Source organism: Sphingomonas sp. PP-CC-3A-396 (assembly GCF_004343105.1).
Classification (GTDB): Bacteria; Pseudomonadota; Alphaproteobacteria; order Sphingomonadales; family Sphingomonadaceae; genus Sphingomonas.
The window spans coordinates 184,706-206,239 of sequence record NZ_SLYF01000009.1 but is presented as its reverse complement, the minus strand read 5'-3'; the positions used below and the strand labels follow the sequence as shown (position 1 = coordinate 206,239).

22 protein-coding genes are annotated in these 21,534 nt (G+C 67.0%); 8 read left to right on the top strand and 14 right to left on the bottom strand.

Annotated features, from left to right (window positions below):
• The first annotated feature begins 33 nt into the window (after window positions 1-33).
• The 4 genes from folE to C8J40_RS17710 all read left to right on the top strand — a co-directional run bounded on the left by folE (window position 34) and on the right by C8J40_RS17710 (window position 2,674).
• Entirely contained in the window at window positions 34-660 is a 627-nt protein-coding gene (folE, locus tag C8J40_RS17725; RefSeq protein WP_132898196.1) for a GTP cyclohydrolase I FolE, read from the top strand.
• A complete protein-coding gene (locus tag C8J40_RS17720; RefSeq protein ID WP_132898115.1) occupies window positions 660-1,418 on the top strand; it encodes an SDR family NAD(P)-dependent oxidoreductase in 759 nt (252 codons plus the stop codon). The genes folE and C8J40_RS17720 overlap by 1 nt, the downstream gene beginning before the upstream one ends.
• Window positions 1,411-1,767 carry a dihydroneopterin aldolase gene (locus C8J40_RS17715; RefSeq protein WP_132898114.1) on the top strand — a complete coding sequence of 119 codons (357 nt, stop codon included), beginning with the start codon at window positions 1,411-1,413 and terminating at the stop codon, window positions 1,765-1,767. The genes C8J40_RS17720 and C8J40_RS17715 overlap by 8 nt, the downstream gene beginning before the upstream one ends.
• A gap of 229 nt (window positions 1,768-1,996) precedes the next feature.
• A complete protein-coding gene (locus tag C8J40_RS17710; RefSeq protein WP_132898113.1) occupies window positions 1,997-2,674 on the top strand; it encodes a type 1 glutamine amidotransferase domain-containing protein in 678 nt (225 codons plus the stop codon).
• Window positions 2,675-2,718: 44 nt separating this feature from the next.
• Here the strand turns inward: C8J40_RS17710 and leuA are convergent, their stop codons facing one another.
• The 6 genes from leuA to miaA all read right to left on the bottom strand — a co-directional run bounded on the left by leuA (window position 2,719) and on the right by miaA (window position 10,153).
• Window positions 2,719-4,377 (bottom strand): 2-isopropylmalate synthase, encoded by a 1,659-nt coding sequence (leuA, locus tag C8J40_RS17705; protein ID WP_132898112.1) that lies wholly within the window; start codon window positions 4,375-4,377, stop codon window positions 2,719-2,721.
• Window positions 4,378-4,571: 194 nt separating this feature from the next.
• Window positions 4,572-5,177: a YceI family protein gene (locus C8J40_RS17700; RefSeq protein WP_132898111.1), complete on the bottom strand. Its 606-nt coding sequence runs from the start codon at window positions 5,175-5,177 to the stop codon at window positions 4,572-4,574.
• Window positions 5,178-5,644: 467 nt separating this feature from the next.
• Complete coding sequence (gene ilvC / locus C8J40_RS17695; RefSeq protein WP_132898110.1) at window positions 5,645-6,664, bottom strand: ketol-acid reductoisomerase; 1,020 nt, start codon at window positions 6,662-6,664, stop codon at window positions 5,645-5,647.
• Between the two features lie 217 nt (window positions 6,665-6,881).
• The gene (gene ilvN / locus C8J40_RS17690; protein ID WP_056048113.1) at window positions 6,882-7,397 is read right to left on the bottom strand and encodes an acetolactate synthase small subunit; all 516 of its coding nucleotides are present in this window, start codon (window positions 7,395-7,397) and stop codon (window positions 6,882-6,884) included.
• A 1-nt stretch (window position 7,398) separates the two neighbouring features.
• Entirely contained in the window at window positions 7,399-9,147 is a 1,749-nt protein-coding gene (locus C8J40_RS17685) for an acetolactate synthase 3 large subunit (RefSeq protein ID WP_132898109.1), read from the bottom strand.
• Between the two features lie 82 nt (window positions 9,148-9,229).
• Window positions 9,230-10,153 carry a tRNA (adenosine(37)-N6)-dimethylallyltransferase MiaA gene (gene miaA, locus C8J40_RS17680; RefSeq protein WP_165911498.1) on the bottom strand — a complete coding sequence of 308 codons (924 nt, stop codon included), beginning with the start codon at window positions 10,151-10,153 and terminating at the stop codon, window positions 9,230-9,232.
• Between miaA and serB the strand changes: the two genes are divergently transcribed.
• The gene (gene serB, locus C8J40_RS17675) at window positions 10,152-11,033 is read left to right on the top strand and encodes a phosphoserine phosphatase SerB (RefSeq protein ID WP_132898108.1); all 882 of its coding nucleotides are present in this window, start codon (window positions 10,152-10,154) and stop codon (window positions 11,031-11,033) included. The two genes, miaA and serB, sit on opposite strands and share 2 nt — an antisense overlap.
• Before the next feature lie 136 nt (window positions 11,034-11,169).
• Here the strand turns inward: serB and C8J40_RS17670 are convergent, their stop codons facing one another.
• The 3 genes from C8J40_RS17670 to C8J40_RS17660 all read right to left on the bottom strand — a co-directional run bounded on the left by C8J40_RS17670 (window position 11,170) and on the right by C8J40_RS17660 (window position 13,033).
• On the bottom strand, window positions 11,170-11,649 hold the full coding sequence (locus C8J40_RS17670; RefSeq protein ID WP_132898107.1) for a hypothetical protein: 480 nt from the start codon (window positions 11,647-11,649) through the stop codon (window positions 11,170-11,172).
• Window positions 11,650-11,749: 100 nt separating this feature from the next.
• Window positions 11,750-11,959: a hypothetical protein gene (locus C8J40_RS17665; protein WP_132741422.1), complete on the bottom strand. Its 210-nt coding sequence runs from the start codon at window positions 11,957-11,959 to the stop codon at window positions 11,750-11,752.
• A 57-nt stretch (window positions 11,960-12,016) separates the two neighbouring features.
• A complete protein-coding gene (locus tag C8J40_RS17660) occupies window positions 12,017-13,033 on the bottom strand; it encodes an SPOR domain-containing protein (protein WP_132898106.1) in 1,017 nt (338 codons plus the stop codon).
• 177 nt (window positions 13,034-13,210) lie between these two features.
• Between C8J40_RS17660 and C8J40_RS17655 the strand changes: the two genes are divergently transcribed.
• From C8J40_RS17655 to C8J40_RS17645, 3 genes are read left to right on the top strand one after another with little or no spacing between them, the layout of a single operon-like run.
• A complete protein-coding gene (locus C8J40_RS17655; RefSeq protein ID WP_132898105.1) occupies window positions 13,211-13,915 on the top strand; it encodes a ParA family protein in 705 nt (234 codons plus the stop codon).
• Between the two features lies 1 nt (window position 13,916).
• Window positions 13,917-14,372, top strand: a complete 456-nt coding sequence (locus C8J40_RS17650) for a hypothetical protein (RefSeq protein WP_132898104.1) — start codon at window positions 13,917-13,919, stop codon at window positions 14,370-14,372.
• A gap of 16 nt (window positions 14,373-14,388) precedes the next feature.
• Window positions 14,389-15,705 (top strand): SPOR domain-containing protein, encoded by a 1,317-nt coding sequence (locus C8J40_RS17645; RefSeq protein WP_132898103.1) that lies wholly within the window; start codon window positions 14,389-14,391, stop codon window positions 15,703-15,705.
• Window positions 15,706-15,923: 218 nt separating this feature from the next.
• Here C8J40_RS17645 and C8J40_RS17640 read toward each other — a convergent pair whose 3' ends face one another.
• From C8J40_RS17640 to C8J40_RS17620, 5 genes are read right to left on the bottom strand one after another with little or no spacing between them, the layout of a single operon-like run.
• Window positions 15,924-17,144, bottom strand: coding sequence for a dihydroorotase (locus C8J40_RS17640; RefSeq protein ID WP_132898102.1), 1,221 nt, complete (start codon window positions 17,142-17,144; stop codon window positions 15,924-15,926).
• Entirely contained in the window at window positions 17,141-18,127 is a 987-nt protein-coding gene (locus tag C8J40_RS17635) for an aspartate carbamoyltransferase catalytic subunit (RefSeq protein WP_056048137.1), read from the bottom strand. Before C8J40_RS17635 ends, C8J40_RS17640 begins: the two co-directional genes overlap by 4 nt.
• Window positions 18,128-18,168: 41 nt before the next feature.
• Window positions 18,169-19,701: a hypothetical protein gene (locus C8J40_RS17630; protein ID WP_132898101.1), complete on the bottom strand. Its 1,533-nt coding sequence runs from the start codon at window positions 19,699-19,701 to the stop codon at window positions 18,169-18,171.
• A gap of 46 nt (window positions 19,702-19,747) precedes the next feature.
• Window positions 19,748-20,215 (bottom strand): Holliday junction resolvase RuvX, encoded by a 468-nt coding sequence (gene ruvX / locus C8J40_RS17625; protein ID WP_132898100.1) that lies wholly within the window; start codon window positions 20,213-20,215, stop codon window positions 19,748-19,750.
• A complete protein-coding gene (locus C8J40_RS17620) occupies window positions 20,212-21,318 on the bottom strand; it encodes a DUF3089 domain-containing protein (protein WP_132898099.1) in 1,107 nt (368 codons plus the stop codon). Before C8J40_RS17620 ends, ruvX begins: the two co-directional genes overlap by 4 nt.
• Window positions 21,319-21,534 lie beyond the last annotated feature (216 nt).

Sequence of the window (21,534 nt, the reverse complement as noted above, 5' to 3'; positions counted from 1 at the left end):
ATGCTGACAAAGGGTGTTGCGATGCGGGATGAAATGGGCGGCCCCAAGGGGCCGGCGGCTGCGGAGGACGGGGTTGGTCCCGACGGCAAGCTGAATGTGCCCGAAGACGTAGCGTCGGCGATCCGTACGCTGATCCGCTGGGCAGGCGACGATCCAACCCGTGAGGGGCTGCTCGATACGCCGCGTCGTGTTGCACGTGCGTGGAAGGAATATTGCGCAGGCTATGGCGACGATCCGGCCAAGCACCTCGACCGCGTGTTCGAGGAAGTCGGCGGCTATGACGAGATCGTGCTGCTCAAGGACATCCCGTTCCAGTCGCATTGCGAACATCACATGGCGCCGATCATCGGCAAGGCACACATCGCCTACCTGCCGCGCAACCATGTCGTCGGCATCTCGAAGCTCGCGCGCGTGCTGCACGGGTTCGCGCGGCGGTTGCAGGTGCAGGAGCGGCTGACCGCAGAGGTGGCCGACTGCATCTGGGACAATCTGAAGCCGCAGGGCGTCGCGGTCGTGATCGAGGCGAGCCACGCCTGCATGACCGCGCGTGGCGTCCGCACGCCGGGGGTGACGATGGTCACGAGCCGGATGATGGGCGTGTTCCGCGACGACGAGCGCAGCCGCAAGGAAGTGCTGGCCTTGATGGGGCGTGGCGTTTGATGCGCACCGTCCTGGTGACGGGCGGGGCGAAGCGGCTGGGTGCGGCGATCGTTCGGCGGCTCGCGGCGGACGGGCATGCGGTGATCGTGCACCAAGGGCATTCGCGGGACGAGGCGGAAGCGCGGGTGGCGGAGATCGTCGGTGAGGGCGGGCGTGCTGCTGCGGTGGCGGGCGACCTGAGCGACCTTGGCGCGATCGGCGACCTGTTCGCGAAGGCGCGGGCTGCGATCGGCGGACCGATCGACGGGCTGGTGAACTGCGCCTCGCGGTTCGAGTTCGATCGGCCGCCGAGCGTCGACCCGGTGCTGTTCGCCGAGCTTGGCGCGATCAATTGCGGCGCGCCGGTGCTGCTCGCCTCCGCGCTGGCGGCGCAGGATGATGTCGCGGACGGCGCGGTGGTCAACGTGCTCGACCAGAAGGTGGCGAACCTCAACCCCGATTTCTTCTCGTACAGTTGCGGCAAGATCGCGCTGGAGGGTGCGACGACGATGTTGTCGCAGGCGCTCGGGCCGCGGATCGCGGTGAACGCGGTGTCGCCGGGGCTGACGCTGCCGAGCGGCGACCAGACCGAAGAAGAATTCGCGGCTGTGGCGAGCGACAATTTGCTCCGGCGACCGGTCGGCGCGGAGGCGGTCGCGGACGCGGTCGCGTGGCTGCTGACCGCTAAGGGCGTGACGGGACAGAATGTGTTCGTCGATTGCGGGCAGCGGTTTCTGAGGCGCGATGGCGACGTGATGTTTGAGGGGCGACATGGCTGAATTCACGACGATCCTCGACGGGCTCGAGGTCATGATGCGGCTTGGCATCCATCCGCACGAGGTCGCGCCGCAACGCGTGGTCGTCTCGGTCGAGATGACGGTGGTGTATCCGGGGCCGCTCGACGAGGATGCGATCGAGGAGGTGCTCGATTATGATTTCGTCCGCGCTGGCATCCTGGCGATGGTCGAGGAGCGCCCGTTCAAGTTGCAGGAGACGCTCTGCGAGGCGATCGCTGCGCTCTGCCTGAGCGACGAGCGGGTGAGGCGGGTCGAGATCGAGACGATGAAGACCGACATCTACCCGGACGCCGCGATCGGTTGCCGGATAGTGCGGGAGCGACCGATCTAGCGGCAGATCGATCCAGCGTTTGGGAAAGACGTGTTTCCCCGCGAAGGCGGGGATCCAGGCTGGGCTCCCGCCTTCGCGGGAAAACAGGGGCATGGCGCCGTATGATTGCCGACCGGTCCTGCTCAGGGCGATAGTCCCACGATCGGGCGCATTTCGTTTCACACGCGTAAGGCCCCGATCTTAGAGCCGGATCGTTCTCTCCCCATAATTCCCGATCCGGAGACCAAAGTTGAAGATTCTCATTGTCCTCACCTCGCATGCCGATCTCGGCGATACCGGCCGCAAGACCGGCTTCTGGCTCGAGGAACTCGCCGCGCCCTATTACGTGTTCAAGGACGCGGGCGTGGACATCACGCTCGCATCGCCGGCGGGTGGCCAGCCGCCGCTCGATCCAAGCAGCGCCAAGCCCGACGCACAGACCGATGCGACCCGGCGTTTTGAGGGCGATGCGGAGGCCACTGCGGCACTCGCCGATACGCGCAAGCTCGCCGAGATGCAGATCGCGGACTATGACGCGGTGTTCTATCCCGGTGGGCACGGGCCGCTCTGGGATCTCGCCAACGATCCAGCATCGATCGCGCTGATCGAAACCGCGATCGGCGCAGGCAAGCCCGTCGCGCTGGTCTGCCACGCACCCGGCGTGTTGCGCGACGTGAAGGCTGCCGACGGCACGCCGCTCGTGAAGGGCAAGACGGTCACCGGCTTCACCAACAGCGAGGAGGCCGCGGTCGGGCTCAGCGATGTCGTGCCGTTCCTGGTCGAGGACATGCTGCAGCAGAAGGGCGGCACCTACTCGAAGACCGCCGACTGGGGTGTGTACGTGGTCGAGGACGGTTTGCTGATCACCGGCCAGAACCCCGCCTCGTCGGCAAAGGCGGCACAGGCGTTGCTCGCAAAGCTGGCGTAAGGAGAAACGGCCACCGGTTCAGCCGGTGGCCGTCTTTTCGAGGTTCAGGCGCGGTTGGCGGCGCTCAGGACCGCGCGAACCGAGGCCGTGGCTATGTCGGTATCCATGCCGACGCCGAACACCGTCCGCCCCTCGGCCGTCCGGCATTCGACATACGCCGCTGCCTGCGCATCCGCACCGTGGCCGATCGCGTGCTCGTTGTAATCGACCACGTCCAAAGTCGGCCCAGTCGACTCCGCGATCGCCGCGATTACGCCCGAGATCAGCCCGTTGCCACGCCCGGAGATCGACCGCTCCTCGCCATCGATCGCAACCCGGCCGATGAACACCCGCTGCCCCGACGCACCGCTTTCCTCATAGTCGCGCAGTTCGACCCGGTCGTCCGCCTGCGGCATGTACGTCCGCTCGAACAGACCCCAGATGTCCGCCGCATTCAGCTCGCGGCTGGTCTCGTCGGCATAGGACTGCACATGCCGGCTGAAGTCCGCCTGCAACCGCTTGGGCAGCTTCAGGCCCTTGTCCTGCTCAATCACCCAGGCGACGCCGCCCTTGCCCGACTGCGAGTTGACGCGGATCACAGCCTCGTAGCTGCGGCCGAGATCGGCGGGGTCGATCGGCAGATAGGGCACCTCCCACAACGTGTCGTTCTTCGCCTCCTGCGCCGCGAAGCCCTTCTTGATCGCGTCCTGATGGGAGCCCGAGAATGCGGTGAAGACGAGGTCGCCGGCATAGGGCGTGCGCGGGTGGACGGGGATGTTGGTGCAGTAATTGACCGTGTTCACGACGCCGTCGATGTCCGACAGGTCAAGCTTCGGATCGACGCCCTGCGTGTACATGTTGAGCGCGACGGTCACGAGATCGCAATTGCCGGTGCGCTCGCCATTGCCGAGCAGGCAGCCCTCGACCCGGTCCGCGCCCGCCATCATGCCGAGCTCCGCCGCCGCGACGCCGGTGCCGCGGTCGTTGTGCGTGTGCAGCGAGATCGCCACCGCCTCACGGTTGCGGATGTTGCGCCCGAACCATTCGATCTGGTCGGCATAGATGTTCGGCGTCGCGCACTCGACCGTCGCCGGCAGGTTGAAGATGATCGGGTTGTCGGGCGTCGGCATGAGGACGTCCATCACCGCCTCGCAAACTTCCAGCGAGAAATCGAGCTCGGCGGTCGAGAAGGTCTCGGGGCTGTATTCGAACTGCCAGCGGACGTTCGGCTGCTTGGCGGCTTCGTCGCGCAGCACCTTGGCGCCGTCGATGGCGATCTGCTTCACCTGCGCGCGGTCCATCCCGAACACGATCTTGCGCCAGGCCGGTGAGACGGCGTTGTAGAGATGCACGATCGCGGTCTTCGCGCCGACCAGGCTGGCAAAGCTTGTCTCGATCAGGTCGCGGCGTGACTGGGTCAGCACCTGGATCGACACATCGTCGGGGATGCGGCCGGTCTTCACGAGCCCTGAGATGAAGTCGAACTCGGTCGCACCCGCACTCGGGAATCCGACCTCGATTTCTTTCAAGCCGACCTTGCAGAGCAGGTCGAAGAAGCGCGTCTTCTTTTCCGCATCCATCGGATCGATCAGCGCCTGGTTGCCGTCGCGAAGATCGGTGGAGAGCCAGCGGGGTGGCTTGACGATGGTCTTCGACGGCCATTGGCGGTCGGGCAGGTCGACTTGGGGAAACGGACGGTATTTGGTCGATGGGTCGCGCAGCATGGCTCGTGTCTCTCGTGTCGTCGGGAGCGTTCGGGTCAGCCCTTAGGCGCGAGGCGCGGGGCATGGCCACCGCGCAAACGATCGGCGCGCCTAAGGGCGCGTAAGTCGAAGCAGCAGGAGGCGGCCATACGTCATTGATGGCGTCCTATCGCGCGGACACGTCCCGTGTCCAGCGCGATAGAAATTTTGACAGATTATTGCGCCGAGAACGCCGCGTTGATCGTCAGGTCGACCTTGTCCGACACGACCGGGGCGTAGGCGCCGAGGTTGAAGTCGCTGCGCTTGATCGAGGTCGTCGCGCGGAAGCCGAAGTTGAGCTTCTTGTTCATCGGGTTCGCGCCCGCGCCGATGAAGGTCGCCTGCAGCACGACGGGCTTGGTGACGCCCTTCAGCGTGAGGTCCCCGGTGATCGTCGCCTTGTCGCCGGTCGCGACGACCTTGGTCGAGACGAACTTGGCGGTCGGGTAGGTCGCGGCGTCGAAGAAGTCCTTCGACTTCAGATGACCGGCGAACGGCGCTGCGGTGACCGAAAGCTGGTCGATCGCGAAGTTCACTTCGACCTTGGTCGCGTTCGGCTTGGCGGGATCGATCGTGATGCTGCCGCCCGATGCGCCGAGCTGTCCTTCGAGCATCGAGAAGCCCATGTGGTTGACCTGCCACGTGACCTGCGTGTGGTTCGGATCGACCGCGTAGGTGCCGGCGGCGACGCGTGCCTTGACGGGCGCGCCGGGGATGGCGGCGGTCTGCGCCATGATGGGGGCGGCGGTGAGGGCGAGGATGGTGGCTAGGACTAGGCGCATGCGGGGTCTCCTGTTGATCGCGCGATGCTGGCCGAGTGGGGGAAGCGCGTCAAACGACGTTATGCCAACGCTGTGTTTCGGAATTGGGTCGGTGACGGGAAGTAGGCGAGGACGCCGCTAGCTACTTGTTCCCCCGCGGACGCGGGGGCCCAGCTAAACCACGATCACCGGCCGAGACCCTGGACCCCCGCGTTCGCGAGGGAACAGGGGAGGGGGACTGGCCCCCACCTCACAATACCACCCCGGCGAAGGCCGGGGCCCAGTTGGAAAGGTCGAGGTAACGGAGCGTCGTCTTCCGTTAGCAACGTCCCCCTAGGCCCCGGCCTTCGCCGGGGTGGTAGGGTAGCGGCAGGCTTCACGCTGACCTCAGCACGTTCCCCACGCCAGCCCGTCGGACCCGGCGAAGCCGTGCCCTATGGGCAGGCTCCGTCGTGCCGGCCGCGCTCACGCGCTATCGCGCGCTCGCGTCAGTTCTTAGCCTTGTCGACCAACGCATTCTTCCCGATCCAAGGCATCATCCCACGCAACTCCGACCCGATCTTCTCGATCGGATGTGCCAGCGCCTGCTTCCGCGCCGCCTTCAGTTCCGGCTGCCCCGCACGATTGTCGAGGATGAAGTTCTTCACGAACCGGCCCGACTGGATGTCCGCCAGCACGCGCTTCATCTCGGCTTTGGTCTCCGACGTGATGATCCGCGGGCCCGTGGTGATGTCGCCATACTCGGCGGTGTTCGAGATCGAATAGCGCATGTTGGCGATGCCGCCCTCATACAGCAGGTCGACGATCAGCTTGGTCTCGTGGAGGCACTCGAAATACGCCATTTCGGGCGCGTAGCCGGCTTCGACCAGCGTCTCGAACCCGGCCTGGATCAGGTGGGTGATGCCGCCGCACAGCACGGCCTGCTCGCCGAACAGGTCGGTCTCGCATTCCTCGCGGAAGTTGGTCTCGATGATCCCCGAACGCCCGCCGCCGACGCCCGATGCGTAGGCGAGCGCGATGTCGTGCGCGTTGCCCGACTTGTCCTGGTCGATCGCGATCAGGCAGGGGACGCCGCCGCCGCGGACATATTCGCTGCGCACGGTGTGGCCGGGGCCCTTGGGCGCGATCATGATGACGTCGAGATCGGCGCGCGGCTCGATCAGGCCGAAATGCACGTTGAGGCCGTGGGCGAACGCGATCGTCGCACCCTGCTTGAGGTTGTCGTGCAGGTCGGCGGCATAGATCGCCGCCTGATGCTCGTCGGGTGCGAGGATCATGACGATGTCGGCCCAGGCGGCGGCTTCCTTGTTCGACTTGACCGCGAAGCCTGCCTCGATCGCCTTCTTGGCGGTGGTCGAGCCTTTGCGCAGTGCGATCGCGACGTCCTTGACGCCTGAATCGCGGAGGTTCTGCGCGTGGGCGTGGCCCTGCGAACCGTAGCCGACGATCGCGATCTTCTTGTCGGTGATGAGGTTCAGGTCGGCGTCGCGATCGTAATAGACACGCATTGGAAAGGTCCTTTCTGGAAGAATTGGGTCTTGAAGCGTCGGTGCCCGCAAATCCGCCACGCCAGCGGCAAATCGCGTCATGCCAGCGAAAGCTGGTATTACATGCGGCTCTTGCGGGACAGGAGCCGGGGGAGACCCCAGCTTTCGCTGGGGTGACGGATGGGGGCGGTGACGGGTTTGGTGGAATTGGGTGTTGATGAAGCTTGGGTAGCGAAACTCAGGCCGGCTCTTTGCCGCGGGCGATCGCGACGATGCCGGTTCGGGCGACTTCGATCAGACCGACTTCACCCATAAGTTCGACGAACTTGTCGATCTTGTCGATCCCGCCGGTGACCTCGAACACGAAGCTGGACGTCGTCGCATCGACCACGCGCGCGCGGTAGACGTCGGCGAGCCGCAGCGCCTCGATCCGGTGGTCGCCAGTGCCGCGGACCTTCACTAGCGCGAGCTCGCGTTCGACATGCGCGCCCTGTGCGGTGAGGTCGGTAACCTTGTGCACCGGCACTAGCCGGTCGAGCTGGGCGATGATCTGCTCCATCGTCGCGGGCGAGGCGCTGGTGACGATCGTGATCCGGCTGACCGACTTGTCCGCGGTGATCTCGGACACCGTCAGGCTCTCGATATTATAGCCGCGCGCGGTGAACAGGCCGGCGATCCGGGCGAGGATGCCCGGTTCGTTGTCGACGATGACGGCGAGCGTGTGCCGCTCGGCCTTTTCCTGGGAGATGTGCATCTTAAACCAGCGCCTTCGCTTCGTCGTCCATCGTGCCGGACACTTCGTTCGCCTGCAGGATCATGTCGGTATGCGCCGCCCCCGACGGGATCATCGGGAAGCAGTTCGTCAGCTGCGACACGCGGCAATCGACGATCACCGGGCCGTCATACGCCAGCATCTCCGCGATCCCGCCGTCGAGCTGGTCGCGCGTCTCGATCAGAATGCCCTTCCAGCCATAGGCCTCGCCGAGCTTGACGAAATCGGGCAGCGAATCCGAATAGCTCTCGGCATAGCGGCTCTCATAGGTGAGCTCCTGCCACTGGCGGACCATGCCCATATACTGGTTGTTGAGGATGAAGATCTTCACCGGCAACCGGTATTGCGACGCGGTGGCCAGCTCCTGGATGTTCATCTGGATCGACGCTTCGCCGGCGATGTCGATCACCAGCGCGTTCGGGTTGCCGAGCTGCGCGCCGATCGCGGCGGGCAGGCCATAGCCCATCGTCCCGAGACCACCGCTCGTTAGCCACTTGTTCGGCTTCTCGAACCCGAAATGCTGCGCGGCCCACATCTGGTGCTGGCCGACCTCGGTCGTGATGATCGGCGAGCGCGCGTGCGTCGCGTCGAACAGCGCCCGGATCGCGCGCTGCGGCATGATCTCGTTCGGATCGTTCTCGGGGAAATCGAGACACTTCACCGCGCGCCAGCCGGCGATCCGCCGCTGCCAGTCGGTCGTGTCGGGCTTGGGATGCTGGCGGCTCTTCCAGATCCGCACCATGTCCTCGAGCGCATGGCCGACATCCGCGATGATCCCGAGATCGACGCGCACGGTCTTGTTCACCGACGAGCGATCGATGTCGATATGCACCTTCCGCGAGTTCGGGCTGAACGCGTCGAGCCGCCCGGTCACGCGGTCGTCGAAGCGCGAGCCGAGCGCGACGACGAGGTCGGCCTGGTTCATCGCCATGTTCGCCTCGTACGTGCCGTGCATCCCGAGCATGCCGAGCCACTGCGGCCCGGAGGCTGGATAGGCACCGAGGCCCATCAGCGTCGACGTCACCGGCGCGCCGGTGATGCGGACGAGTTCGCACAGCAACTGGCTCGCGGCCGGACCCGAATTGATGATGCCGCCGCCGGTGTACAGGATCGGACGTTCGGCCGCGGCGAGCATGTCGACCAGCTGCTCGATCTGCGACTGGTCGGCCTTCACCTGCGGGCGATAGGTCTTGTGCTGGATCGGCCCCGGCTTCTTGTAGCGCGCGGTCGCGACCTGCACGTCCTTTGGAATGTCCACGACCACCGGCCCCGGACGCCCCGAGGTGGCGATGTGGAACGCCTCGTGGATCACGTCGCCAAGCTTGGCGGGATCCTTCACGAGGTAATTATGCTTCGAGCAATGGCGCGTGATGCCGACGGTATCGGCCTCCTGGAACGCGTCGGTGCCGATCAGCGCGGTCGGCACCTGGCCGGTGATCACGACCATCGGGATCGAATCCATCAGCGCGTCGGTGATGCCGGTGACGGCATTGGTCGCGCCCGGGCCGGAAGTGACGAGCACCACGCCGGGCTTGCCGGTAGAGCGCGCATAGCCTTCCGCGGCATGCGTAGCAGCCTGCTCGTGGCGCACAAGAATGTGCTTGATCCGACCCGAGCGAAACAACGCGTCGTAGATCGGCAGCACGGCGCCACCCGGATAGCCGAAGACGACCTCCACGCCGAGATCGCACAGCGCCTCGATCAGGATATCGGCTCCACTCTTCTCGGTCATTTCATATCATCCTTTGCGAGAACGCTGCCTTTAGCGTCTCGTGGAGGGGCCGGCTACCGATATAAAAGATGCGTGTCAAACATCATTTGAGCAATATAGTTTCAAATTGCTGCAGGCGCGTTGGTGTGTCGAGCGCTTCGGTGCGGGTCCAGTCGGGAGGCGGCTGGTGCCGGAGCCAAGTATATTGGCGCTTGGCGTAGCGCCGCGTGGCGAGCGATCCGGCTGCGATGGCGTCGGGTTTCGAGGTCTCGCCGCGGACGAGCGCGGCGATCTCGGGCACACCGATCGCGCGGCGGATCGGGGCGTCCTGCGGGATATCGGTGCGGGCGAGCAGCGCGGCGATCTCCTCGCGGCTGGTGTCGGCCATCTTGGCGAAGCGCTGGTCGATGCGCGCGTTGAGCCAGTCGCGGTCGGGGATCAGGATGAGCGCGCGGACGTCGATCGTATCGCCGATGCCGCCGACCTTCTCGGTCTGCCAATCGGCAAGCGCGCGGCCGGTGCCGCGGACGACTTCTAGCGCTCGGGCGACGCGGGTTGTGTCGGCGGCGTTGAGCTTGGCCGCGGCTTGTGGGTCGAGTTGCGCGAGCGCGGCGTGCGCCTCTGCCACGGGTAGGGCGCGCACCTCCTCGCGAAGAGCCGGGTCGATTGCGGGAACGGGCGCGATGCCGTCGAGCAATGTGCGGATATAGAGCCCGGTGCCACCTACCAGGATCGGGAGCTTGTCCTCGGCCAGCGTGTCGAGGATCGCCTGCGTCGCTTCGGCCGCCCAGCGCGCGGCGGAGTAGCTTGCGTCGGCGGCATCGACATGGCCGAACAGGCGGTGCGGGGCGCCGGCTTCTTCCTCCGCCGACGGGCGCGCGGTGAGGATGCGGAGGTCGGCATAGACCTGCGCGGAGTCCGCGTTGATGACGACGCCGTCGTGGCGCGCGGCGATGGCAAGCGCGAGCGCGGACTTGCCGCTCGCGGTCGGCCCTGCGATGAGCGCGACCTTCGGGAGATTATTCATGTTCACGGCAACGCTTATAGCCTCGGGCACGCTGACCGCAGGCGATATTTCGACCGCGATGGACCGCCTGCGTGACGCCGGCTGCGCGCCGGGCGTCAGCGGCTGGATCGACGAGGGCGATGCCGCCGACCTGATCTTCGGCATGGCGCCGGATGCGGCGCGGGTCGCGCTTGAGGGTGCTTTCTCGGGGGCGGACGTGGTCGTGCAGTCGAGCTTGTCGCGGACCAAGACGCTGCTGGTCGCGGACATGGACTCCACCATGATCACCGTCGAATGCATCGACGAACTGGCGGACTATGCCGGGATCAAGCCGCAGATCGCGGAGATCACCGAGCGCGCGATGCGCGGCGAACTCGATTTCGAAGCCGCGCTCGATGCGCGCGTAGCGCTCCTCAAAGGCCTGGCCGAAAGCGACATCGAACGCTGCTTAGCCGAGCGCGTGACGATCATGCCTGGCGCCAAGGCTTTGGTGCGGACGATGCGTGCAAGGGGGGCGCTGGCGGTGCTGGTGTCGGGCGGGTTCACGCGGTTCGCGGAGCCGGTGGCAAAGGAGATCGGCTTCGACCGGGCGATCGCCAACGTGCTGGAGATCGACGGCGGCGTGCTGACGGGGACGGTGACCAAGCCGATCGTAGGCTCGAACACGAAGCTGACGACGTTGCGCGCAGCAATCGCCGAGCGGGGGATCGCGGTCGAGGAGTCGCTTGCGGTCGGTGATGGCGCGAACGATCTGGCGATGATCGAGGCGGCGGGTCTGGGGGTGGCGTATCACGCCAAGCCGATCGTCGCGGCGGCGGCGGCTGCGCGGATCGATCATGGGGATCTAACGGCGCTGCTTTATGCGCAGGGCATTCCGAAACGCGATTGGATTGCAGAGTAACCCAAGTCCGTCATCCTGACGAAAGTCAGGATCCAGAGCCACAGGCGATGTTCCCCTTGGTACTGGATCCTGGGTCAAGCCCAGGATGACGGAATAGGGTGGTCGGCGGCGTGTACGATCGCCGACCTGGATTTGGTTACCCCTTCGCCAACGGTGTGCCGCTCGCTTCACAGACATAGGTTGCCAGTTCTTCACGCAACGGCAGGCCCTTGATCGGCCGCAGCGGGCCGTCATGCGCGACGTTCGTCTCGACCAGAGCGCGGTTGGGGCCGACGCCCAGCACATGGAACAGGCGGTTGGCGCAGTCGGTCTCGGTTCGCGCATAGGCGACCTTGCCGTCATGCTCCTGGCGCAGGATCGCGATGATCGTGCCGCCGACGGCCTTGCGTTCGCGCAGCAGGAAGTGCCGCGAGGTCGGATCGGAGGGGGTAGGGATCAGCCGGCCCTTGACCGTCAGCTGCTCGGGTTTGGGCACGGCCACGTCGGTTTCCGCGAGGTTGCGCAACGACACGCCGTTTTCCGTCATCGTATCGCTATTGGTATTTGCAGGCTGCTCGCCAGAACACGCGGCTAACAGCGTTGCGCCGGCAAATGCCAGCGCCAAGGTCTTAATCATTCATCTAGCTCCCGGTCGATGTCGAAACGAAACGACCGGTCCGGGTAATTGATCCCTGCCGCGCCAGGTCCCGCCCTCGCAACGACGGCACCGCGGTCGATCAATGCGACCGTTTGTCGGCGCCGCGATCCGGGCGTACCACGGCTTTTGCAGGCGTAGCGGGTTCGCACACTCGCCGCGTCGGCTGGCAGGCGATGCCAACCGTCGAACACCCCTTGAGGCTGCCCTCGGTCGGGCACGCGCGGCATTGCTGCTTGATCTCGGTGCAGGTCGATGGCGCCGACAGTAACGCCAGGGTCAGAAAGAACATTCGCATATCCCCGTCATGAGTATCGTCATGCGTATCACCGCGTTTGGGTCCCTCAGATCAGGGCGCGACGATCACGCAGGGCACGCCCGCCGCCGAGCAGGCGCGCGTCGCGTCCGCCTTCGATGCAAAGCCGCCGGCCTGGAGCCGCGTCACGGTGCCCGCCTTCGTGTAGAAAGGCTGCGCGCCACGCAGTTTGCCGCGAACCTTGTTCCACTGCGTCTCGGCATTGCCCTGATCGCGGAACGCACCGAGCTGGACGCGCCAATTGCCCGTAGCCTTGACCGGCGCAGGCTTTGGCGCGGGCTTTGCCGCAACCGCCTTTACCGGCGCGGGTTTCGGCGTCGGCTTGGCCGCGGGTTCACGCGTCGGCGCGGGACCGCGGGCAGGCGGCGAACTCGATGCCGAGCGCGTAGGCCGCGGCGTCTCGGCCACCCGCGACGCCGGTACGTCGTTCCGTGCGCTGGTCGCTCCGACGGTTGATTGCGACGGGGCGGCGGGCGGTGCCTGCAACGCATATTGCTGCGCCAGCGCGGTGCCCTTCTCGCGGTCGGCGGGCGAAATGTACTGGTCCATCTGCGCCAGTGTCTGCGAGGCGGACTGCAACCCGGACGCCGAAGCGCGCGTCATCAGCGCATAGGCGCGGGGGAAATCGCGCGGCACACCATCGCCGTTGAACAGCATCGTGCCGAGCACCAGCTGGGTCCGCGGTTCGCCGCGTGCGACCGACTTTTCGAGCCAGGGCAGCGCATCGGTCTTCTTCCCCGCCTGGAACAGCGCAAGGCCGTAATTGTCGCCGGCCTGGAGATGCCCCTGCAAGGCCGCCTTGCGGAACCAGCTTTCGGCGAGGCCGGGATCGAGCGGCACGCCGCGGCCCAGCTTGTACGCCTGTGCGAGGTTGAACTGCGCGTCGGCATCGCCGGCGATCGCGAGCGGTCGCCACTCGCCGACGGCCCGCGCGTAATCGCCCTTGCCCCAGGCGTCGACGCCGGCCTTCACATCGGCATAGGCGGGGACGGCGGCGAACACGCCGCTCAGTGCGATCGCACCCACCAAAAGCTTACGCCCAACCGTCATCGCTCTACCCCATATCGACTCATCGCTACCATGCCGCCGTTCGCCGCGTTAGGCAAAGGGCGTACGGGTGATTTCCGACCGATTTCGCTCGGATCAACCCCATTATGACGCGCTGTTAACCGCTTCTTGACCCGCGCCTGCCATGCCGGCTGCGACTATCGGGGGATCAGGCAGATTATGCGCGTTCTGGCGTTCGCATCGCAGAAAGGGGGATCGGGGAAGACGACCTTGACGGGTCATCTCGCCGTCCAGGCGGAGCGTGCGGGCCATGGTCCGGTGGTGCTGATCGACATCGACCCGCAGGGCTCGCTGTCCGACTGGTGGAACGAACGCACCGCCGAGGAGCCTGCCTTCGCGCAGACCACCGTCGCGCGGCTCGCCGCCGATCTCGAAATTCTCCGCCAGCAGGGCTTCAAGCTGGCGATGATCGATACGCCGCCGGCGATCACGATGGCGATCCAGAGCGTGATCCAGGTCGCCGAGCTGATCGTCGTGCCGACGCGGCCGAGCCCGCACGATCTGCGCGCGGTCGGTGCGACCGTCGACATGTGCGCGCGCGCCGGCAAGCCGCTGATCTTCGTCGTCAACGCGGCCACGCCGAAAGCGCGGATCACCGCCGACGCGACGCTGGCGCTGTCGCAGCACGGCACCGTCGCGCCGGTCATCGTCCACCAGCGCACCGACTTCGCGGTCTCGATGATCGACGGGCGGACGGTGATGGAACTCGACGCGAACACCCGCTCGACCGCCGAGATCGAGGCGCTGTGGACCTATGTCTGCGACCGGCTCGAGAAGAATTTCCGCCGCACCGTGTTCAGCGTGCCGGCCGCCGCGGGGCAGCGTCCCGTCGCAGGCGGCTTCGGCCGTCGGGGCGTCGGCTGAGATGGCCCAGCCCAAACCACGCGCCGCGCTGTCGTCGTCGCTGTTGGCGCGCAAGGGCGACGCGCGTCCGGCGATGCGGCCGCAGGATCTGAATGCGCCTTCTGATGACGCGGGCGACGATCTCGGCTGGAACGACATGGGCTCGACCGTGCCGTCGGTGCTGGTCGCGCGCGAGGCGTTGAAGGTCGAGATCGAGCGTCCGGTTGCGGTCGCGTCGGTCTCGAACGCCACCGCCGCGCGGATCGGTCGCGAGACTCGTGCCAAGACGAAGGGCGCGAAGGCCGCGTTCACGTTGCGGCTCGATACCGATCGACACCTCCGGCTGCGGTTGGCGAGTGCGGTCACCGGATCGTCGTCGCAACATCTCGTCACGCTCGCTCTCGATGCCTTTCTCCAGACCTTGCCGGAAGTGGATGCGCTCGTCGCGCAGCTGCCGCCGGCCACGCCAAAACGTTGAAACAGGGATTATCCCGATGACCACGCGCGCACTTCTCCTCGGCAGCATCTCCGCCCTCATGCTCGGCGGCACCATGGTCGGCTGCGCGGCCAATGGTAGCGGCATAGCCTCGGCCAGCGATCGCAGCACGGCGCTCGCGTCGAAAGGCGCGGCGACGGATGCGGGCAGGGCGCAGACCGCGCTCGCCAAGCGTGACGGCGCGGCGGCGATCGGCTTTGCGGAGGGTGCGGTGGCGCTGATGCCGCAATCGGCTGACTACCGTATGCTGCTCGGCCAGAGCTATCTGCAGGGCGGGCGGTTCGCGTCGGCGTCGCAGGCGTTCGCGGATACGCTGCAGCTGTCGCCGACCAACGGCAAGGCCGCGCTCAACCTCGCGCTGGCGCAGGTCGCGACGGGCGACTGGCAGGCGGCACGGCAGACGCTGGCGACGCATGCAGCGAACATTCCGGCGGCCGATCGCGGGCTGGCACTGTCGTTGGCGGGCGATACGGCGGGCGGGATCGCGCTGCTGACCGAAACCGCACGGTCGCCCGAGACGAGCGCGAAGGTACGGCAGAATCTGGCGCTGAGTTTCGCGCTGGCGGGGCGCTGGCAGGAAGCGCGCGTCGTCGCGGCGGCGGACATGGCGCCGGCCGACGTCGATCCGCGGCTCGAACAATGGGCGGCGTTCGCGAAGCCTGCCAACGCGTCGGACCAGGTGGCGAGCCTGCTCGGCGTGCGGGCGGTGGCGGATGCGGGCCAGCCGGTCGCGCTCGCACTGAACGCGCCTGCGCCCGTGGTGCCGGGTGAGCCTGTACAGGCGCTCGCAGCGGCTGATCCGGTTGCGGCTCAAGCCCCGGTCGAGGTTGCTGCCGTTCCAACCACAGCGCCGGTCGGTTTTTCGAAGGTGTCGTTCGGGCCGCGGCAGGAGGTCGTCCAGGCGTTGCCCGCGATGATGCTCCGTCCGGCGGGCGGTCCGATCAAGGTCGCCTCCGCGCCTGCCGCAACGGGCCGGGGGATGGCGAGCGCGGCGTATCAGGTGAAGACGCCTGCCACCGGCCATTGGTATGTGCAGCTTGGCGCGTTCGACAGCGCCGGCGTCGCGCGCGATGCGTGGGGGCGTGCCGCCAAGCGGTTCGCGGTGCTCGCCGGCTACACGCCCAACGGCATGACTTTCAAAGCGGATGGCGAGGATTTCTACCGGCTGTCGGTCGGCGGGTTCAGCCGGCCTGCGGCGGATTCGATGTGCCGGCAGTACCGCGCCAAGGGCGGGGCGTGCTTCGTCCGGATGGGCGCGGGCGATGCGATGGCGCAGTGGTTGCGCAAGCCTGGGATGCAGTTGGCTTCGCGGTAAGGGGGGGCGCCTACCACTCACATCATAAACGCCACCCCGGCGGAATAAGCGCCACCCCGGCGGAGGCCGGGGCCCAGTTGGAAAGGTCGGCGTAACGGAGGGCATCGCTCAGTTGGCGACGTTCCCCAATTGGGCCCCGGCCTTCGCCGGGGTGGCGTCGGTGGGTTCGGGGTGGTGTTGGGGGTTCGGGGTGGTGTTGGTCGGGTGTCGCCCGCGCCTCACCGAACCTCGCGGCCACCCTTCCACAATCGCAGCACGCGGCCCTGCACCGGCAGCCCGTCGAACGGCGTATTCCCCGCCTCGGCCTTGAACGCCTCCCCGACAATCTGCCACGGGGCCTGGCCATCGAACAGCATCAGGTCGGCAGGCTTGCCCACCTCGAGCGTACCCGTATCGAGCCCCAGCACCCGCGCCGGGTTACGCGCCAGCAACGCAAACAACCGTTCCAGCGTGAGATGCTCGTCACGCACCAGCATCAGCGCGAGCGGCAGCAACGTCTCCGCGCCCGCCATCCCGCTGCTCGAATCGGTGAACGGCAGCCGCTTCTCCTCCGGTCCGCGCGGTTCGTGACCCGAGCACAGCACGTCGATTGTCCCGTCCGCGATCGCCGCCAGCGCCGCCTGTCGGTCGCTCTCCGCGCGAAGTGGCGGTGAGAGCAGCGCGAACGATCGGAAATCGCTGACCGCGATCTCCGACAGATGCAGATGCGCCGGCGTGATCCCGCACGTCACCGACACACCGCGACGCTTCGCCGCGCGGATCAGGTCGAACCCGGCCGCCGTCGTCACCTGGCGGATGTGGAGACGCGCGCCGGTATCCTCGGCGAGCATCAGGTCGCGTGCGATCGCCAGCGCCTCGGCAACAGCCGGCGCGGCGGGCAGGCCAAGCCGCGTGGCAGTCTCGCCTTCGGTCGCGACTGCGCCGGCGGTGAGGCCGCCATCCTCGGCATGCGCGATCACCGTCACGTCGAGATCGCGCGCATAGGCCAGCACGCGCCGCATCACGCCGCTGTCCGCAATCCAGTGCTTCCCCGTGCCGACCGCTTTTGCGCCCGCCGAGAGGCAGATCGCCATCTCGGCGAGGTCATGGCCTTCGAGTCCGCGCGTGGCGGCGGCGATCGGATGGATCCACAGGTCGGGCTTGCCGATCAGCGCAGCGCGCTGGACGATGCCGGGATCGTCGAGCACCGGCGACTGGTCGGGCATGAGGCCGATCCGGACGATCCCGCCGGCGCGGAACGCGGCACGGTCGACCTTGGCCACGCCGAGATCGACGATCCCAGGGGCCACGGTCTTGCCCGCGCAGTCGACGATGTCCGCATCCGAGGGAATGTCGACGATCCCGGTAGCAACGATCACGCCGTCGCGGACCAGCACATTTCCCTTCGTCACGCCGCCGACGGGGCAGGCGAGCGTCGCGTTGGTAAGGGCCAGGATCATGCCCAACCCTCCACGCCGCGCGCTCTTCGGGTCAGCACGTCGAGGCAGGCCATGCGGACGGCGACCCCCATCTCGACCTGTTCGGTAATCGCAGAGCGCGCATGATCCGCGACCGCCGAGTCGATCTCGACGCCGCGGTTCATCGGGCCGGGGTGCATGACCAGCGCATCGGGCGCCGCCTTCGCCAGCCGGTCGAGCGTCAGCCCGTAGCGCAGCCGATATTCGCGCGTCGACGGCACGTACGCACCGTCCATCCGCTCGTTCTGGAGCCGGAGCATCATCACCACGTCCGCACCCTCCAGCGCCTTGTCGAAATCGGTAAACGCGGTCACGCCCATCCGTTCGATCATCGGCGGCATCAGCGTCGACGGCGCACACACGCGAACTTCGGCGGCGAGCGCGGTGAGCGCGAGGATGTTCGAGCGCGCAACGCGACTGTGCAGCAGGTCCCCGCAGATCACGACGCGCTGCCCTGCGATCGAGCCCTTCCGCCGCCGGATCGTCAGCGCATCGAGCAGCGCCTGCGTGGGATGCTCGTGCCGCCCATCGCCAGCGTTCAGGACGGGGCAATCGACCTTGTCCGCGATCAGCCGCACCGCGCCCGACGACATATGCCGGATCACGATCACGTCGGCGCGCATCGCGTTCAACGTCATCGCCGTATCGATCAGCGTCTCGCCCTTCTTCACGCTCGACTGCGCGGCGTGCATGTTGACGACATCCGCCCCCAGCCGCTTGCCGGCGATCTCGAACGACAGCAGCGTGCGCGTCGAGTTCTCGAAGAACGCGTTGATCTGGGTAAGACCCGCGAGCCGCTTGTCGGGCGTCGCATGCGTCCGGTTCGCGCCGACCCACGTCTCCGCCTCGTCGAGCAGGAACGCGATCTCGTGCGGCTGGAGCCCGTCGATACCGGTGAGATGCCGGTGCGGGAAGACGGCGCCACCTTCGATGAGGGCGGCGGGGCGGTGATCTGAAGTGCGCATTAAAGCCGCGGGATAGTGGCCGCGGGGGCGGGGGGCAAGGCTCAGATGGGCATGCGCGTGATCCGGTACAGTGCGCCGCGGTTGCCCGACCATATCCGATGCAGGCCGCGATCGTTCGGCCAGGCTGTGCTTGACGTATCGATCAGCCAGACGAAGTCGAACGCCGCCCTCGGCATCGTCGCGAGGGCGCGGGGAAGGTCGTACTGCGCATCGTACCGGCATCCGGCGGGGAATAGCGTCTGGCTGCCGGCATAGACGAAGCCGGTGGCGTCGGGTCGGTGCACCGTCAGTTGCGACGACGGCATGTCCCACACGCCGTTGGCGAACGCGTCGCGGCGGACGATCGCCATCAGCCCGAGATGATCCATCCGGTGACTGCTCCACGCCGATTCGCAGGGGAGCGTGACGAGCACGAACACGCGGCTGCCGCGCGGGATGTGGTCGAGCGCGGCGATCTGTTCCTGTTGCAGCGTCGCGGTGCGCGCCCAGCCGATCGTCTGGACCGCGAGCCGCAGCCCGAGAAACGCCAACGCGGCGATGGCCAGCAGATTGAGGTTACGCTGCGCCATGCTGGTCGGCGACAGCGACAGGATCGCCAGCGCCAGCGCGCAGGGCAGCACGCGCATGTCGGCGAGCGCGGAGCCCATGATCATGCCGGGCATGACGAGGAACGCCGCGAACACCGCCGCCGCCGCGCAGGCGAGGCGTGGCTCCATGCGGAAACCCAGCCCGCGCAGGCCGAACACGACGAGCGCGTAGAGCAGCACGGCGCTGGCGATATCGAACACGGCGTTCTGATCGCGCAGCACGGCTAGGACGAAGAACAGCTTCAGCGAGCCGTCGAACCAGTGCGAGAGGCCGATCGTCGACGATCCGCCCGGCTGGAGCAGCAGGAGCGCGAGCGGTGCGGCGAGCGGCAGGCAGGCGATGACCGCACGCCAGTAAGGGGCGCCATCGCGTCGCGCGGTCGCCAGTTCGATCGCGAACAGGACGAGGCAGAGCAATCCCCAGCCGGCGAGGTGCGTGATCCAGATCGCCAGGCCGATCGGCACGAAGAGCGCGGCGCGAACGATACCGCGATCCCGCCGCAACCCCAGCCGCAACCAAAGCGCGATCGCGGGGAACACCAGCGCTATCGACAGGCTGTAATTGAGGAAGCCGTAGTGGAACGGCATGCCGAACACGAGCGGCAACGCGAACGGTGCGGTCGGGGGGAGGCGGCCATGCGCCGCGCGCGCGACGAGCAGCATGCCGCCGCCGGTCAGCACCGCGGCCGCGATCATGGTGATCTTGGTGACGAGGACGATGCCGAACGCCGGACCGAAGGCGGCCGCGATCAGGTCGACGCCCAGATTGCCCGAGAGTTGCCAGTGCGTCGCGAACCACTGGTGCAGATATGGCGATGTGCCGATCCGTTCGACGATCGTGTAGCGCGCCAGATGGCCGAAGATGTCGGTCAGCGGCGGGATTGCCGGCCACAGCAGCGGGACCGCGAGCAGCAGGCTGACCAGCATGATATAGCGGCGCGTGGCCCACCATGGCTTCGGCCTGTCCTGGTCGGTCGCGTGCGGCATGAGCGGGCCATCGCATGCCATCCGGCAAGGGACGGTTAACAGCGTGCTAGATCTGTGCGGTGACCAGCGCGTCGATCGCGCCCTGGAGGATGTAGGCGGCGGCCATCTTGTCGACGAGTTCGGCGCGTTTGGCGCGGCTGGCGTCCTGTTCGATCAGCGTACGGGTGACCGCGACGGTCGACCAGCGTTCGTCCTGAAGGAGGATCGGCAGCCCCATGTCCTTGAGGTTCTGCGCGAACGCGCGCGTCGATTGCGAGCGCGGGCTTTCGCTGCCGTCGAGGTTGATCGGCAGGCCGATGACGAGACCGACGACCGCTTGAGCCTTGATGATCTCGGCGAGTGCGGTCTTGTCCTTCTGGAATTTGGTGCGGCGGATCAGGAGCGCGGGGCTGGCGAACGACCAGCCTGCGTCGCAGAGTGCGGTGCCGATCGTCTTGGTGCCGACATCGAGGCCGATCAGCCGGCCGCCGTTCGGGAGCGCGTCGCGGAACTGCGCGGCGGAGAGCGTGATCATTTGAAAGCCTTCAGGCGGCGATTGGCGTCGGCGCGGATGTTCGCCCAGAACAGGCTGTAGTCGTAGACGTGGTAGTTGTTGCCGGGCAGCACGTACGGTCCGAGGTTGGGGCCTTCGCCGATCAGCAGGAAACCGCGGTCGGCACAGCGTGCGGGGACGCTGCCGATCGCAATCGTCGCCGTCTTGAGGTCGGCGGAGGGTACGAGTGTGCCGAGATTGGCGGTGGCGGGCGCTGCAGCGTCGGCGGTGCCGGTCAGCGGGTTGGTGCAGACCATCGGCGTGGCTTTCCGCGGCTGTCCGTCGAAACCGGTGGTCTGGTCGTAGGTGTCGACGATCAACGACGGATCTGCGGGCTCGGCAAAGCTTTCCCACGACAGGATGCAGCCGGTCTGGTCCGCCGTGCGACATTCGGCGAGACCCATCTTCGGCAGGTCCGTCGTGCGCGAGACGGGCCAACCGACCACGTACGCCGCGACGATCCGCGCCTTCAGCTTCGGGTCGGTGGCGATCCGGTCGCGGAGCAGGCGGGTGAGGTGAAGCGCGCCCTGGCTATGCCCGGCGAGGATGATCGGGCGAGTCGGGCCGGCTTCCTTGAGGAACCGGTCGAACGCCGCCGACACGTCGCTATAGGCCAAGGCCAGCGCGCGTTCGCTTTCGGCGGCGCTGGTGAGGAATGCGCCGAACGTCGCCTGGCGATAGCGCGGCGCCCAGATGTCGCCTGCTTCGTTGAATGCGCTGGCTTGGCCGCGGAGGAAGAGTTCCGCCCGCGCATTGGTCTCGGGATCGTCGATCGGCGCGTTCCAGTGGTCGCGGTTTATGTACGAGGTCGGGTGAATGAAGAAGATCGCCGCGCCGGTGCCGGGCTGGCCGGGGGTGAAGCCGGGCGGCGCCCAGAGCGCGGGGTTGCCCGGCGCGTCGGGGCGGGCGAGCCACATGATCTTTCGCGCATAGATGTTGCGCGGAGCCTCGCGTTGCGCCTGAAACGTCTCGCGCGGGACCATCGCGATCCGGATCAACTCCGTCCCGTAGAGGCGATAGGCGAGCAATGCGGCGATCGCGAGGACGATCATCGCGGCGACGAAATAAAGAAACTTGCGGGCCAAGCGGGACCTTCCGTGCAGGCGGTGTCGCTCCCGTGCCGTATGCGGGGGAAGGTTGCAACGGGCGCCTTCTCGTTGGGGAAACCGGCGGCGGCCCGGAACTGGCTCGTTCCCCCGCGGAGGCGGGGGCCCAGGATCTCGGGCGGCATCCTCTGTAATCCTGGGCCCCGCCTCCGCGGGGGAACAAGAAGGGCCGCGAGCTAGAAGGGTGTTGCGCGC

Coding starts and splice junctions, on each gene's coding strand:
- C8J40_RS17715 (WP_132898114.1), top strand. CDS start 1,411: ATGGCTGAATTCACGACGATCCTCGACGGGCTCGAGGTCATGATGCGG.
- C8J40_RS17630 (WP_132898101.1), bottom strand. CDS start 19,701: ATGCCGCACGCGACCGACCAGGACAGGCCGAAGCCATGGTGGGCCACG.
- ilvN (WP_056048113.1), bottom strand. CDS start 7,397: ATGCACATCTCCCAGGAAAAGGCCGAGCGGCACACGCTCGCCGTCATC.
- C8J40_RS17665 (WP_132741422.1), bottom strand. CDS start 11,959: ATGTTCTTTCTGACCCTGGCGTTACTGTCGGCGCCATCGACCTGCACC.
- folE (WP_132898196.1), top strand. CDS start 34: ATGGGCGGCCCCAAGGGGCCGGCGGCTGCGGAGGACGGGGTTGGTCCC.
- C8J40_RS17700 (WP_132898111.1), bottom strand. CDS start 5,177: ATGCGCCTAGTCCTAGCCACCATCCTCGCCCTCACCGCCGCCCCCATC.
- C8J40_RS17660 (WP_132898106.1), bottom strand. CDS start 13,033: ATGACGGTTGGGCGTAAGCTTTTGGTGGGTGCGATCGCACTGAGCGGC.
- miaA (WP_165911498.1), bottom strand. CDS start 10,153: ATGAATAATCTCCCGAAGGTCGCGCTCATCGCAGGGCCGACCGCGAGC.
- ruvX (WP_132898100.1), bottom strand. CDS start 20,215: ATGATCACGCTCTCCGCCGCGCAGTTCCGCGACGCGCTCCCGAACGGC.
- C8J40_RS17635 (WP_056048137.1), bottom strand. CDS start 18,127: ATGCGCACTTCAGATCACCGCCCCGCCGCCCTCATCGAAGGTGGCGCC.
- C8J40_RS17720 (WP_132898115.1), top strand. CDS start 660: ATGCGCACCGTCCTGGTGACGGGCGGGGCGAAGCGGCTGGGTGCGGCG.
- C8J40_RS17645 (WP_132898103.1), top strand. CDS start 14,389: ATGACCACGCGCGCACTTCTCCTCGGCAGCATCTCCGCCCTCATGCTC.
- C8J40_RS17655 (WP_132898105.1), top strand. CDS start 13,211: ATGCGCGTTCTGGCGTTCGCATCGCAGAAAGGGGGATCGGGGAAGACG.
- leuA (WP_132898112.1), bottom strand. CDS start 4,377: ATGCTGCGCGACCCATCGACCAAATACCGTCCGTTTCCCCAAGTCGAC.
- C8J40_RS17650 (WP_132898104.1), top strand. CDS start 13,917: ATGGCCCAGCCCAAACCACGCGCCGCGCTGTCGTCGTCGCTGTTGGCG.
- serB (WP_132898108.1), top strand. CDS start 10,152: ATGTTCACGGCAACGCTTATAGCCTCGGGCACGCTGACCGCAGGCGAT.
- C8J40_RS17685 (WP_132898109.1), bottom strand. CDS start 9,147: ATGACCGAGAAGAGTGGAGCCGATATCCTGATCGAGGCGCTGTGCGAT.
- C8J40_RS17640 (WP_132898102.1), bottom strand. CDS start 17,144: ATGATCCTGGCCCTTACCAACGCGACGCTCGCCTGCCCCGTCGGCGGC.
- ilvC (WP_132898110.1), bottom strand. CDS start 6,664: ATGCGTGTCTATTACGATCGCGACGCCGACCTGAACCTCATCACCGAC.
- C8J40_RS17670 (WP_132898107.1), bottom strand. CDS start 11,649: ATGATTAAGACCTTGGCGCTGGCATTTGCCGGCGCAACGCTGTTAGCC.